General features: G+C 67.8%; 9 protein-coding genes. All 9 read left to right on the forward strand.

The window, feature by feature from the left end; all coding sequences use genetic code 11:
* The first annotated feature begins 24 nt into the window (after positions 1–24).
* The 9 genes from ACP159_RS16665 (at position 25) to ACP159_RS16705 (ending at position 13,366) form a co-directional block, all read left to right on the forward strand.
* Positions 25–2,325: an efflux RND transporter permease subunit gene (locus ACP159_RS16665; RefSeq protein ID WP_425100862.1), complete on the forward strand. Its 2,301-nt coding sequence runs from the start codon at positions 25–27 to the stop codon at positions 2,323–2,325.
* Positions 2,322–3,143, forward strand: coding sequence for an outer membrane lipoprotein-sorting protein (locus ACP159_RS16670; RefSeq protein WP_425100863.1), 822 nt, complete (start codon positions 2,322–2,324; stop codon positions 3,141–3,143). The genes ACP159_RS16665 and ACP159_RS16670 overlap by 4 nt, the downstream gene beginning before the upstream one ends.
* Positions 3,140–5,017, forward strand: coding sequence for a di-heme oxidoredictase family protein (locus ACP159_RS16675; protein ID WP_425100864.1), 1,878 nt, complete (start codon positions 3,140–3,142; stop codon positions 5,015–5,017). The genes ACP159_RS16670 and ACP159_RS16675 overlap by 4 nt, the downstream gene beginning before the upstream one ends.
* Positions 5,014–6,855, forward strand: a complete 1,842-nt coding sequence (locus ACP159_RS16680; RefSeq protein ID WP_425100865.1) for a di-heme oxidoredictase family protein — start codon at positions 5,014–5,016, stop codon at positions 6,853–6,855. Before ACP159_RS16675 ends, ACP159_RS16680 begins: the two co-directional genes overlap by 4 nt.
* 22 nt (positions 6,856–6,877) lie before the next feature.
* Complete coding sequence (locus ACP159_RS16685) at positions 6,878–7,516, forward strand: glutathione S-transferase family protein (protein ID WP_425100866.1); 639 nt, start codon at positions 6,878–6,880, stop codon at positions 7,514–7,516.
* Positions 7,517–7,519: 3 nt separating this feature from the next.
* Complete coding sequence (locus ACP159_RS16690; protein ID WP_425100867.1) at positions 7,520–8,875, forward strand: M16 family metallopeptidase; 1,356 nt, start codon at positions 7,520–7,522, stop codon at positions 8,873–8,875.
* On the forward strand, positions 8,872–10,176 hold the full coding sequence (locus tag ACP159_RS16695; RefSeq protein ID WP_425100868.1) for a M16 family metallopeptidase: 1,305 nt from the start codon (positions 8,872–8,874) through the stop codon (positions 10,174–10,176). Before ACP159_RS16690 ends, ACP159_RS16695 begins: the two co-directional genes overlap by 4 nt.
* 191 nt (positions 10,177–10,367) lie before the next feature.
* Positions 10,368–10,931, forward strand: a complete 564-nt coding sequence (locus tag ACP159_RS16700) for a YybH family protein (RefSeq protein WP_425100869.1) — start codon at positions 10,368–10,370, stop codon at positions 10,929–10,931.
* Positions 10,932–11,125: 194 nt separating this feature from the next.
* Complete coding sequence (locus tag ACP159_RS16705; protein ID WP_425100870.1) at positions 11,126–13,366, forward strand: malate synthase G; 2,241 nt, start codon at positions 11,126–11,128, stop codon at positions 13,364–13,366.
* Positions 13,367–13,591: the final 225 nt, after the last annotated feature.

The following is a 13,591-nucleotide window of genomic DNA, read 5'->3' on the forward strand; positions in this document are numbered from 1 at the left end:
CCGCATCACCGTTTCGGGGGCATCATGGCGAACATCGACGCGCAGATTACCACAGGCCGGGACGTGAGCGTGCAGGGGATTTTCCGCCTGCGCGTTCTGCTGTTCGCGGCTCTGGCGCTGGCGTCGGTGCTCTCCCTGCTGGCCCTGCCGTCCCTCGACTGGCGGTTGAACGCGCGGGAGCTGATCCCGGCGGGCGGCGTGCCGGAGCGGGTGCAAGCGGCGGAGGCGGTCTTTGGCCTGAGCGACACGATGACCGTGGGCTTCGTGCCGGAGAGTGGCAACGTATTCGCACCGGAGGCCCTGACGGTGGTCCGGGACCTGTCCGCGCGGTTGGCGGCGATCCCCGGTGTCGCGCATCTGACCAGCCTTGCGACCGTGCCGCAGGTGGCTATCGACGGCGGCGTGCTGAAGGTCGCCCCCCTGCTGGCCGAAGCCGATGTGGACGGTGCCCTTGGCACCCGTCTTGCGGCAGAGATCGGCGCGGCGGGGCAGGACAACGGCCTGCTGGTGTCCCGGGACCACGCCGCGACGATGCTCCAGATGCAGCTTGCCCCCGGCGCCGATGCGGAGGCGGTGATCGCGTCCGTTCAGGCGATGCTCGGCGGCCGCCCCGACATGGTGCTGACCGGGGCGCGGCTGGCGCAGGCGGAGCTGGGGCGGGCGCTGATCCGCGATCTGGCGCTGTTCCTGCCCGCGATGGCGCTGATCCTCGGGGCCTTGCTCCTGGCGCTGTACCGGCATCCGCTGCCGGTTCTGGTGATCCTCGGGAAACTGATGGTGACGACGCTGCTTACCGCCGGGGTCATGGCCGGACTGGACATCGCGGTCTATGTGCCGACACTGATCCTGCCGGTGGTGATCCTCGTGATCGCCGTCTCCGACGACATCTATGTCATCGACCATTGCCTCGCGAAGCTGCGCGAAGATCCGGCGCTGCCGTGGCAGGACGCCATCGCGGCGGCCATGCGCCGGGCGGTCCCTGCGGTGACCTTCTCGGCCCTGACCACAAGCGGCGGGCTGCTGGCGCTGATGCTGACGGCGCTCACTGCCTATTCGGATTTCGCCCTCGCCGGGGCCATCGGCATCGGCCTGTCCTATGTGTTGACCCTGACGCTCCTGCCTGCCTGCCTGTCGCTGGTCCGCCGCCCTCTGGCCCTGGCGGCGCAGGCGCGGCGGGCGCGGGTGCAGGGGGGCATGGCCGGGCTCTGGCGGCGCAGGCCGCGCGGGCGGCGGCTGGCGATGGCGCTCTCCGCCGTGCTGCTGGCGCTTGGCCTCGTCGCGGTGCCCCGGCTGACGATCAACGACAGCTGGCTGGCGAACCTGCCGGTGGATAGTGCCGTGCGGCAGGCGGATGGCGTGCTGTCGCGGCATGTTGCGGGTACGGTTCAGATGGCCTTGCTGGTCGAGGACCTGGCGGGCGGCTCACTGCTCGATGACGCGGTGGCGGCGCGGGTCTTCGCGGCGGAGCGGGTTCTCTCGGAGGCCAAAGGCGTCGGCGCGGTGCAGGGGGTCTTCGACGACATCCTGCGCACCAATGCGGCGCTGTCGGGGCAGGATTTCGGGCCGTATGCGGATGCCCGGCGGGCGCAGGGCCTCCTCCCCGGCGAGCTTGTGCAGGGCGATATCGTCGTGCGCACTTTCCGCCGCTATCCGCTGGCCCCTCGCCTCACAGCGGACGGCCGCATGGGGCTGGCCACGCTCTACCTGACCGGCGCCGATTATGCCTCTGTCAAGGCGTTGCTGGACGGGCCGGTGGCGGCGGTGAACGGCTCGGACCTCGGTCTGCGCCTGACCCCCTACGGCGAGGCCTGGGACGGGTTCCGCGCCATCGACCTCGTGACCGAAGGCTTCCCGCGCACCCTGATTGCCGCGCTGGCGATCACCTTCCTTCTGGCGGCGCTGCTGTTCCGATCGCTGACCGCCGCCTTCCTCGTCTTCCTGCCAACGCTCTGCACGATCCTGCTGCTGCACGGCTTCCTCGTCGTCACCGGCACCAGCCTCGGCATCGCGACAGCCATGTTCGCCGCCATCGCCATCGGCGCGAGCATCGACTACGCGATCCACCTGCTGGTGGCCTACCGGAATGCGCTGAAGGTCCTGCCGCCTGCACAAGCCCTCGACGCGGCGCTGGCCCTGACCGCCCCCGCGACAGTCTCGGCGGCGCTGGCGGTGGTGGGCGGCATCTCGGTGCTGCTGCTGTCGAAGGTGCCGCCGAACCTCGACCTCGGCCTGCTGATCTGCGCCAGCCTGATCCTCTCGGCGGCGCTCTCGCTCACCCTGATCCCCGCCTTCCTCGACGGGTCCATGAAACGGAGAGACGCATGAAATCTGCCGTCGCCGCCCTGCTGTTCCTCGCCGGTCCCGCCCTCGCCGAGCCGGCGCTGGACCTCGTCACCCGCTACAACGCCCGCCCCATTGCCGCGCACGGCTGGCAGAGCGTCGATCTGGACCTGCTCACCGGGCAGGAGATCACCCGGCATTTCGGTGTGATCAACGCCTGGTCCGCCGGGGGCGACATGGTCGATACGCTGTTCCTGCTGGATGCGCCGGAGGGGCTGCGCGGCACGAATTACCTGCTGCAGGAACCGAAAGGGCAACCCGACCGGCTCGACGTGTTCCTCAATCTGCCGGTCGGCCTCAAGCAGGTGATCGCGCTGGAGCCGGAGCAGCTGGACGAGGGGCTGCTCGGGTCGGACTTCGCCTACCGCGACATCCGCTGGTTGCTGCCGGAGGTCGGGGTGTCCTATGCGCTGGCCGGTGAGGAGGTGATCGCCGGGCTGCCAGTGACGGTGCTGGACGCGGAGGTGTCGGAGGATGTGGCGGGGCAGTTCCTCTGGGATCGCGCCCGCTTCTACCTCTCGCAGGAGCCGCTGTTCCTGATGGGGGCTGATTACCTTGCCGGGGACGCGCCCCTCAAACAGATGCGGGTCGAGGATCTGGCGCAGATCGACGGGCATTGGATCGCCACGCTGATGACAATGCGGGTCGGGCCGGAGCGGTGGTCGCGGATCACGCTCAAGGACGTCAGTTTCACCGCGCGGGGCTATGGTCCGGAGGCGTTCACCCCCGCCGCCTTGCCCGCACTCGGCACCACTTTGCGCGAAACCGGGGTGATCCCGGTATCGGAAGGAGGCTCGGAATGAGACGGTTTGTCGGTGTCCTGTCCCTGATGGCGACGCCGCTCGCGGCGCAGGTGGCGGAGCGGCAGGATGACCTTTACGGCCTCGCGCTGCCCTATCCGCTGGTGCACCTGATCCACTCGAGGGACATCACGCAGGAGGGCACCACCGGCCAGCTCATGGCGGAGGACCCCTTCCTCCTCTACACCCTCGGGCGTGATCTGATCCGGCGGCAATACACCTTCGAGAACGGTGCCTTCGGCCAGACCGGCGACGCCTCCATTCCGCTTTATGCCGGGGGCGCAGGCAGGGACCTTGCACCGCGCTTTGCCCGCGATCATGCGAATAGCTGCGGCGCCTGCCATTCCATGCCGCACCCGGAGCCGGGGGCGGGGCAATCGATTGCCTCCACCGGCGGCATGGGCCGCAACACGCCGCATTTCTACGGCGCGGGGCTGGTGGAGATGATCGGCGAGGAGGTTCGGCGGGACCTGATGCGGCGGTATGACGGGAACGGCAACGGCTGGATCGACCGCAGCGAGGTGGCGGGCCCGTCACCGGCGGTTGTCGGGGTCGGCGTCGAGGGCGTGACGGTCGATTACGGCGACCTTGCACCCGATGCCTTTGGCGTGCCGCAGCTGAACAGCGTGTTCCGCGTCTGGTATCTGGATGCCGCGGGCAGGGTGCTGGACGATGCGACAGGGCTGGACGATCCGCAGGTCGCGGGCTTCGACTTCGTCATGCAGCCTTTCGGCTGGGGGCGCGGGGATCGCATCCTGCCCGATGGACGGCGCATGGCGCAGGGCGCGGAGACCGGCAGCGTGCGGCAGTTCTATGTCGGCGCGTCCGACCTGCACATGGGCATGGAGGCGCAGGACGGGTCCCTGATCGCGCCGGATGGCCAGCGGATTGCCGGTGTGTCCCTGCCCGGCGCGATGCAGGTGGACTTCGGCGACGTGGTGGACCGGCGCTTGGGGCATGACGCGCGCGGGCTGTCCACGGACGACCCCGACGGCGACGGGCGGCTTGCCGAGTTGAGCGAGGGCGATGCGGATGCCGCCGAGTTCTACATGCTGCACGTCCCGCCGCCGGCGGTGGTGCCGCTGCCGGGGTTTGACGCCGGGAAGGCGCTGTTCGCGGAGGTCGGCTGCACCTCCTGCCATGTCGAGAGCTGGCACCTGCCGGGGCGCGATCCGCAAACCGGCGAGGGCGGCGACCGGCGGCTGTTCGATCTGGCGCTGAAGTCCCGTCCGGGCGGCCCGGAGGGCCGGCTCATCGACCTGCGCGGGGCGGATGGCAAGCCGTTGCGCGGGGCGCTGGATGTCGCCGGCGTCTACTCCGACTTCAAGCACTGGGACCTCGGCCCCGCCTTCGACGAGGTGCGTTATGACGGATCGGTGCAGACCACCCACCGCACCGCGCCGCTCTGGGGCGTGGGATCGACCGCGCCGTTCGGCCATTCGGGGCAGTTCCTGAGCCTGCATGCGGTGATCGCGGCGCATGGCGGCGCGGCTTCGGCGGCACGGGATGGGTATATGGCCCTGACGGACGGGGAGCAGGACGAGGTGCAGGACTTCCTGCGCTCTCTGGTGCTCTACGTCAGCGACGAACTGCCGACCGATCTCGACGGCGACGGGGTGATCGCCGGGGATTTCGAGGTGAACGGCGCGGGCGTCGGCTATGAACGCTTCGATCCGCGTTTCCTGACGAAGACCCCGCCACGGTTCCACGAGGTCGCCCGCGTGATGGACCACGAAGGGCGCGAGGTGCCGCTGATGATCCTGCAAAACCCCGACCCGCTCTATGGCCTGACCCTGCCGTTCCGCAAGGACGCGGATGGCGACGGGGTGCCGGATGTTCTGGACCGGGAAGCAAAGGTGATGGAGGGAACGCAATGAAACGGCTGGTTTTTGCCCTGACCCTTGCGGGCCTCGGGACCACGGCGCTTGGGCAAGCCATCGAACGGCCCGACGATCCGCTTGGCATGGCCCTGCGGGAGCCGCGCGTGCGGGTTCTGCACGATGACAGGACGGGCGTGCCGGGGACCAGCATGGACCTGCAGGCCAGCGATCCCTGGCTGGCGTTCAAGCGCGGCGCGGACCTGTTCCAGCGCGAATGGCGGATCGAGGACGGGGTGTTTGCTCTGGCTGCCGATGGCTATGCGGAGGCCAACGCCAATTCCTGCGCCATGTGCCACAACATGCCGTATCGTAGCAGCGGCTTCGGCGGCAATGCGGCGGCGCCGGTGGGACATGGCCGAAATATCCCGCATCTGTTCGGCGTCGGCCTGATCGAGATGATCGGCATCCAGATCCGGCAGGACCTCTATGCGACGTACGACCTGAACGGGAACGGCTTCCTCGATGTGCCTGCGGAGACCGAAGGCGTGGAGGCATTGGTGGAGCCGGTGCCGGGAATGCCCTTGTCCTACGGCTGGCTGGACGACCGCGACGGCGACGGCGGGCCGGATCTGAACATGGTTCTGACGGTCAATTTCGTCGATGCCGAAGGCCGGGTGATCACCCGTGCCGCCGACGGCAGCCGGGCAAAACTCGGGGCGCCGGGCGTGGCGGGATACGACATCTCCACCGGGATTTTCGCGGCGTCGATCAGCGACCACCAGTTCCCGAGCCTGCGCCGCTTCTCCGAAGGGGTCATGCGCTCGGTCATGGGGTTCCGGATCGAGGCGCGGAAGGGTGAGGCGGATGAGGGCGCGTTTGGCGATCTCAAGGCAGGCGATGGCTGGGGGCCGGTGTCCAATGCCGGCATGGCGCAGCTGATCCTGCCCGCGCCGGATTTCGCGGCGATTGATCCCGAAGACTGCACCGCACAGCGGCAATCGGTGAGCGCCGGGGAGATCGACCTGCTGGAATGGTATCTCCTGAACACCCCCCGCGCCGCCCGGATGGAAAGCACGCCGGAGGCAGAGCGCGGCGAGGCGCTGTTTGCCGACATCGGCTGTACGACCTGCCATGTGGCGGATTGGCAGATCAAGCCGCAAGGGGCGGGTTATGCCGGGGACCGGCGGTTCTTTGACATCGACGTAACGGTGGCGGCGGATGGCACGGCATTGGGGAACCTGACCTTGCTGGCGGACAAGGACGATCAGGGCCACTGGCAACGGCGGTTCGGTGAGACCACCGTACAGGGCGTCTACAGCGACTTTCGCCATCACGAGATGGGGCCGCGCTTTGCCGAGTATTACTACGGTGCCCGCGCCGACAAGGCCTTCGCCCTGCGCCGTTTCCGCACGCCGCCGCTCTGGGGCGTTGGCTCTTCCGCGCCCTATGGCCATGACGGGCGCAGCCCGACGCTGGACCATGTGATCCGCAGGCATGGCGGCGAGGCGGAGGGGATGGCAGCGGCCTATGTGGGTCTTGCGGAACAGGACCGGGCCGATATCCTCGCCTTCCTGAACAGCCTCGTTCTCTACCAGCCCGATCAGGTGCAGGTGGACCTCGACGGCGACGGGGCGGTTTCGGGGATGCTGATGCGCGACGGCCAACCGCTTGGCCCCGAGACCTTCCGCCCGGAACTGCTCTTCGCCAATACGCCCGCCTATGCCGGCTGGAACGCGGACCACAGCCGCTTCTCCCTCGCCATGACCAACGTGGACGAGGCCTATGGCCTGCAATTGACGGCGCTGAAGGATGCCAATGGCGACCAGATGTCTGATATGCTGCAATCGGGAGCCGGGGCGGACGGCTGCATGGCTCCCCCGAAACCCACTCAATGACCCTTTGGAAAGGACAGATCCGATGACCGACGTGACGCTTTACGGCCTGCCGCCCAGCACCTACGTCCGCACTGCCATCATGGCGCTGGAAGCCAAGGGCGCGGATTACACGCTCGAATTCCCGGACTTCCGCTCCGGGGCCTATGCCGAGTTGCACCCCTTCGGCCGCATCCCGGCGCTGCGCCACGGCGATCTGGTGCTCTACGAGACGCTGGCGATCTGCACCTACGTCGACGAGGCCTTCGACGGCCCGGCCCTGCAACCCGGCGATGCGGTGGGCAAGGCGCGGATGCTGCAATGGATCAGCGCGATCAACGATTACATGTACACCTCCTTTGTCCGGAACTGCGTGTCCGAGCGCTTCGTCAAGCCGATGCGCGGGATGCAGACGGATGAGGCGGTCTGTGCGGCGGCGAAGCCGACCATCGAGAAGCACCTCGGCATTCTGGACAAGGCCTTGAGCGCATCGCCTTATCTCTCCGGGGAGACGGTCAGCCTCGCCGATTACTTCCTCGCCCCGATCCTCGCCTATCTCGCGGTGACGCCGGAGGGGGAAGAGCTGATGCCTGGGCTGGAGGGCGTGGCGGCGTGGACCGAGCGGATGGCCGGAACGGCGGGTTACGCGCGCATCAACGCCGTGCCTCCTGCGAAGGCGGCCTGAGTCATGGCGGGGGGTTGTCTGCTTCGTCTGCTGATGGCCGGGTTGCTGATGCTCTCGGCGGTCTGTGTGCGGGCGGAGGAGACCGCCCCGCCGATCCGCGAGGCGGTGCTGGACAACGGCCTGCGGCTGGTGGTCCTGCCCGTCCACCGCGCCCCCGTCGTCACCCATATGGTTTGGTACAGGACCGGCAGCGCGGACGATCCCTATGGCAAGTCCGGGCTGGCGCATTTCCTCGAACACCTGATGTTCAGCGGGACGCAGGCGCATCCGAAGGGGGATTACATCGGTGCCGTGAATGCCGTGGGGGGTATTCAGAACGCCTTCACCTCCTTCGATTTCACCGTCTATTTCCAGCAGGTTCCGGCGGAGGCGCTGGGCCGGATGATGGCCTTCGAGGCGGACCGGATGACCGGGCTCATGCTGAACGCCGAGGCGGTGGCCATAGAACACGAGGTCATCAAGGAAGAGCGCCGGGTGCGGGTGGACAACGATCCCGGCTCGATGATGGTCGAGGAGATGGACGCGACGCTGTTCCAGCGCCATCCCTACCGCAATCCGGTGGTCGGCTGGATGCGCGAGATCGAGGGGCTGACGCAGGCGGATGCCCTGGCCTTCTACGAACGGTACTACCGCCCCGACAACGCCATCGTGGTGGTGGTTGGCGATGTGGACTTCGACGCGGCGCTGGCGCTGGCGCAGAACAGCTACGGCAGGCTGCCACGCGGCCCCGGCACCGTGGCGCGGTCGCGGATCATGGAGCCCGTCGTGAGCACCCGCCGCACGGTCTCGCTCAGCGATTCCCGCATCCGCGCCGCGAAGTTCCGCAAGTCATGGGTGGTGCCGAGCAACACCACCGCCGCGCCGGGCGAGGCGGAGGCGCTGACCCTCCTCGCGGAGATCCTTGGCGGCGGGGCGCGGAGCCGTCTCTACACGGCGCAGGTGCTGGGCAGCGGCACCGCGAAAAGCGTCACCGTGCGCTATGACGGCAACCCCATGGATTACGGCTATTTCTCCTTCTACGGCGTGCCGCTGGACCCGGCGGACCTGATCCCGCTGGAGGCGGCCTTCGACGCGGAGCTTGCCCGGATCGCGGCGCAGGGCGTGACCGTGGCGGAAGTCGACGCGGCGCGGCGGCGCGTCCTGCGCGGACAGATGTTCGAGCGCGACGATCCGCTCGTCATGGCGCGGTATCTCGGCATGGTGCTGGCCACCGGCGGCACTCTGGACGGCATCGCCAGCGAGGCAGAGCGGCTGGCAGCGGTCACGCCGGACGACATAGCCCGCGTGGCACGGGACCTCTTGCCACCGGATCGGGCCGTGACGGGCTATCTGCTGGCCCCGCAGGAGGTGGGACAATGAGGGCGCTGCTACGGAGCCTGATGGCGCTGGTCCTGCTTGCGGGCATGGCGCGGGCGGAGATTGCCGTGCAGGAGATCACAAGCGAGAGCGGCGTGACCGCCTGGTTGCTGGAGGATCACAGCCTGCCGCTCGTCACCCTGCGTTTCGCCTTCGAGGGCGGCAGCCGCGCGGACCCGGAGGGTTTGTCCGGCACCGCCTACCTGATGTCGGGGCTGATGGACGAGGGCGCGGGGGAGATGGCTTCGGAAGCCTTCCTGTCGGCGGTGGACGACGCCGGGGCGGAGCTGTCGTTCTTCGTCCGGGACGGATACTTCGGCGGATCGCTCCGGGTGCTGCGCGAGGATGCGCCCGAGGCGCTGGCGCTGCTGAGCCTCGCGGTCACCGATCCGAGGTTCGACGAGGCCCCGGTCGAGCGCATCCGGCGGCAGATCCTCAGCAGCCTCGCGGCGCAGCAGGCCGACCCGCAGGCGCAGGCGAGCCTCGCCCGGGACCGGGCGCTTTATGGCGACCACCCGTTTGCCCGCAACCGCAAGGGTGACATGGCGGAACTGGCGCGGGTGACGCGGGCAGACCTGCACGCCTTCCACGCCGCGCAGTTCACCAGGGACCGGTTGCATGTGGCGGTCGTCGGAGCGGTTTCGGAGGCGGACCTCGCCGGGTGGCTCGACAGGGTGTTCGGCGCGTTGCCCGAAACGGCCCCGGCGCAGGCCGCCGCGGTCCCCGAACCCACCTTCGGCCAGACCGTCCGCATCGCCGCGCCGACGCCATCGACGACCATCCTGATGACATGGCCCGCCCCGGCGCAGCGGGACGCGGATTTCCCGGTGGCGGCGGTGATGAACCACATCTTCGGGGCCGCGCCGATGTCCTCGCGCCTGTTCGACGAATTGCGCAACGCGCGGGGGCTGGTCTACGGCGTCAACACCGCGCTCGACCCGGAGGCGATCACGCCGCAGTTCCTGATCTCGACCCAGACCCGCACCGACCGGCTGGAGGAAACGCTGTCGGTGATCGACGCGGAACTGGCCCGTCTGGCGGAGGACGGGCCGGGCGCGGCGGAACTGGCGGAGGCGAAGGCCTATCTGTCCGGCGTGTTTTTCGTGCGCAACTTCGGCGGATCGGCGGCGGCGGCGGAAACGCTGCTCTCGCTCCAGATGGCAGGACTTGCGCCGCGCTACCTCGCCGACCGGGCGACGCTGTACGACGGGGTGACGGCCGAAGACGTCAGGCGCTTTGCCGCGACGCTGGCGGCGATGAAGCCCGCCGTCCTGCTGATCGGGCCGGAGGCGGCGTCGAACTGAGCCCGTGCATCGCAGCCCGCCCCAATTTTCGAGAAGCGGGGGCACCTCAGGCGCGGTAGTCTGGACGATACGCCGGGGCCGATTTGCAGCCCGGTCGTCCGGCGGTTTTTCCGGCGCCCGCTGCGCGTGCAGGCGTGACATGGGAGTCCTGCGGTGCAGGCAGCACGGCGCCTCTTTGACAGGAGGACAGTATGACGAAGACATTTTCGAAGGCTCACGCTCGCGCGGCCCTGTGGTTTGCCGGAGCGGCGATGGCCGGTCTGGCGGCCCTGCCCGCGGCGGCGGTGGAGATCGGCGAGACCGTGGAGATCAAGATCGACGGTGCGCGGCTGATGGCGGAGGAGTCCAAGGATCGCGGCGCGGAGGCAGTGCAGAGTGTCACCAAGGTGGTCATGGCGCTGATCGAGGGGATCGAGGAGAACAACGTCGAACAGATGAGCCGGGTCTATGGCGAGAACGAGGGCGCGATGTTCTACGGAGCCTCCGTCGCGCGGAAGATCCGGGGCACGAAGGATTTCGTTCTGGCCCAGAACCAGTGCCGCGAGACGCTGCTCACCGTCGACATCCAGCCGCGCGACATGCAGGTGCAATATCTCGGCGACGTCGCCATCGCTACGCTGACCGGCACCAACGAGATGGTGACGCGGGACAACATGAAGGACGGCTCGACCTGGCGCTGGTCGCTGGTGATGCACGACGCGGGCGGCGGCGACTGGCGCGTGACGCACGAACATTACTCCTTCGAGCCGATGTAACCGGCAAGGCCAAGGAACCACTCCCGAGGAACGAGAGGGGTGACGGGACCGGGGTGCGTGACCTGCGCGCCCCGGTTTCTTTTTGGGCAATGCGGAGAGGGGGCCGGGATTGTCATGTAAATTTTGAAAGTCCATTTTGCTTATCGCCCTGTTTGCGTGCAAATCTTTCCTGCCAAAGGGGGCCTTGCTCTGCTATGTCCTTTCGGGACATCGAGATTGTGCACATCGGCATACCGCCCTGCGACGGGCCGGGCGCCCCAGCCAAGGAGAACAGCGTGACTGAAGCTATCCAGCAAACCGACCGTCTTGACCGCGATGGATTGCAGGTTGCGGCGGAGCTTGCGGCGTTTATCGAAACGGACGTACTGCCGGGGACCGGGGTGGACGCCGGGGCGTTCTGGGCCGGGTTCTCGGCGCTGGCGCATGACTTCGGACCGAAGAACAAGGCGCTTCTGGACAAGCGCGAGACCATCCAGGCCAAGATCGACGCCTGGCACAAGGCGCGGCGCGGCCATGCGCATGACCGTGTGGTCTACAAGGCGTTCCTGCAGGATATCGGCTATATCGTGCCGGAAGGCGGCGATTTCTCCATCGAGACGTCCAACGTCGATCCGGAGATCGCCGAGGTTCCGGGGCCGCAGCTGGTGGTGCCGGTGACCAACGCCCGCTTCGTGCTGAACGCGGCAAATGCGCGGTGGGGCAGTTTCTATGACGGTCTTTACGGCACGGATGCCATGGGCCCGGTTGTCTCCGGTCCGTTCGACGACGGGCGCGGGGCGCGTGTGGTGGCGCGGGCGGCTGTGTTCCTCGACGACATCTTCCCGCTGACCGGCACGAGCCACGCCAAGGCGGAAGCCTATTCCGTCAAGGACGGTGCCCTGTCGGTGGACGGCTCCGCCCTCAAAACGCCGGCGGCCTTCGTGGGCTATACCGGCGACGCGGCGTCCCCGTCCTCCGTTCTGCTGCGCAACAACGGGCTGCACGTGGAACTGGTGTTCGACAAGAGCCACCCCATCGGCAAGACAAACGCCTCCGGACTCGCGGATGTGCGGCTCGAATCGGCCATGTCGGCGATCATCGACTGCGAGGATTCCGTGGCCTGTGTGGATGCGGAAGAGAAAACCCAAGCCTACCGCAACTGGCTCGGCCTGATGAAGGGCGATCTGGAGGATACCTTCGTCAAGGGCGGCAAGGAGATGACCCGGCGGCTGAACGGCGACCGGGCCTTTACCGCGCCGGATGGCTCGGAGCTGACCCTCAAGGGGCGCGCGCTGCTGCTGGTGCGCAACGTTGGCCACCTGATGACCAACCCGGCGATCCTGACAAAGGATGGCAGCGAGATCTACGAGGGGCTGATGGACGCCATGGTCACGGTGCTGATCGCGCTGCATGACCTGAAGAAGACGCAAGGCCCGCGCAACTCCGTGGCCGGGTCGGTCTATGTGGTCAAGCCGAAGATGCACGGGCCGGAGGAGGTCGCCTTTGCCGATGCGATCTTCACCCATGTGGAACAGGTGCTCGGCCTGCCGCAGTACACCGTCAAGCTCGGCATCATGGACGAGGAACGGCGGACTTCGGTGAACCTCAAGGAATGCATCCGGGCGGCGAAGCATCGGGTGTGTTTCATCAACACCGGCTTCCTCGACCGCACTGGCGACGAAATCCACACGTCGATGGAGGCCGGGCCCTTCTCCCGCAAGGATTTCATCAAGCGCAAGAGCTGGATCGGCGCCTACGAGAATCAGAACGTCGACATCGGCCTCGAATGCGGCCTGATGGGCAAGGCGCAGATCGGCAAGGGCATGTGGGCGCAGCCGGACAGCATGGCGGCGATGCTGGAGCAGAAGATCGAGCATCCGCGCTCCGGGGCGACCTGCGCCTGGGTGCCGTCGCCCACCGCCGCGACGCTGCACGCCACGCATTACCACAAGGTGGATGTGAAGGCGGTTCAGGCGAAGCTGGCGAAGGGCGGACGGCGGGCCTATGTGGAGGCGCTGCTCGACATTCCGCTCGCCGCCTATCGCAAGTGGACGCCGGAGCAGATCCGCCGCGAGGTGGAGAACAACGCGCAGGGTATCCTCGGCTACGTGGTGCGCTGGATCGACCAGGGTGTGGGCTGTTCCAAGGTGCCGGACATCAACGATGTCGGCCTGATGGAAGACCGCGCCACCTGCCGCATCAGCGCCCAGCACATCGCCAACTGGCTGCATCACGGCGTGGTCTCGCGGCAGGAAGTCAGCCAGATCATGCAGCAGATGGCCGAAGTGGTGGATCGCCAGAACGCCGGCGATCCGGCCTATGTGCCGATGGCCCCCTCCTTCGAGGGCATCGCCTACAAGGCCGCCTGCGATCTGGTGTTCGAGGGCCGCGAGCAGCCGTCGGGCTACACGGAGCCGGTGCTGCACCGGCGGCGGCTGGAGCTGAAGGCGCAGTAAGGGGACACGGCGGGCGGAAGGCCCGCCGTTTTCGTTTTGCGGTGAAAGCCTGCCCGCCGTGCCGATTTTGTCACCCCCCGTCGCGGCACCCCGCCGCAGGCTCTGCTTGTCCTTGACCACGCCGCGCGGAGAGGAAACAAAGAGGGCAAGCATGACTGAACCGATTGGTTCAGTCCGGCGGCGCCAACGTGTTTTGACAGGGTCGGACCGGGGCGCTACCAAGAC

The organism is Tropicibacter sp. S64 (assembly GCF_049803835.1).
Classification (GTDB): Bacteria; Pseudomonadota; Alphaproteobacteria; order Rhodobacterales; family Rhodobacteraceae; genus Pacificoceanicola.